Annotated in this window: 1 pseudogene; it reads left to right on the forward strand. The window is 34.0% G+C overall.

From position 1 onward, the window contains the following. Positions 1-185: 185 nt before the first annotated feature. Positions 186-524 (forward strand): annotated as a pseudogene (locus ACFIKI_RS08375) (phage portal protein); the annotation flags it as partial. Positions 525-971: the final 447 nt, after the last annotated feature.

The following is a 971-nucleotide window of genomic DNA, read 5'->3' on the forward strand; positions in this document are numbered from 1 at the left end:
AAGAACCATTTTTTAATCCTTTCTTCTATAGTTTTTACCCACACGTCAGCCCCGCTTGTGGTGTGCAAGCAAGTGATATGAATTGATTCAAGATACACAGATTTAAGATGAGAGAATCTTACGTTATTCAAGGTTCTCATTCAATATGAATAACGCTAGATTATGATTATAAATCAATGCCTTGAACGCTCGTTGAATGCCGTTGGTTTGAAAGCGAGCGATATTACAAGGCGCCCGATTTAGAAACGGGTGAATTGCGTGATTATAGCGAGGAGGAATTTAAGCAGCTCCAATGTGTGATGCCTGATATTCAAGGTGCTCAATTCAATAAAAAGGTTGTCAAACGTGCATTTTTAGGCAGAAAGCTTTTGTTAGAGCCTGATCAACCTTTGGTTCCTACGGGTCAATTGGGTTGGGAGTGTATAACAGGGTATTTTGATAAGATAGAACGGCAATTTTATGGGATTGTGCGTCCGACAAAAGATCCACAACGATGGGCGAATAAATATTTTAGTCAAGTGATATAAGATATAGTATCAAAAAAACACAATAAAGTCAATAGTTTGTTTGCAATTATTTTAGATGAATCCACTTCAGAATCCATTCTTTTATGCACGATTCATTTGACCATTTTTTATATAAGATTGCCATGTATGAATAGACCATAAAAAGCAAATCATGATGTAAATATTACAACGCATGGGTGCATTCACAATGAAATGAAAAGCAGCTATCATTCATAACAGTTCATAAATTTTATGATACGTTTTTATCACAGCACAAATCATATTGTTTAAAAATTTAGTTGTTTGAAATTATCGATAACATACGTTTAAAGATCACATCTTGTTTTAAAGATTGGATTGTTAATCGCATGATAAAAACACAAGATTGGCAGTCCTCAAAATTGGGGAGCGCAAAATCTAAAGTTGTTATAGTATCCTATAAGAAGGTAATCATTTAAAACTTTT

The sequence above is a fragment of the Bartonella sp. TT121SHDZB genome (assembly GCF_042193415.1).
Taxonomy (GTDB): domain Bacteria; phylum Pseudomonadota; class Alphaproteobacteria; order Rhizobiales; family Rhizobiaceae; genus Bartonella.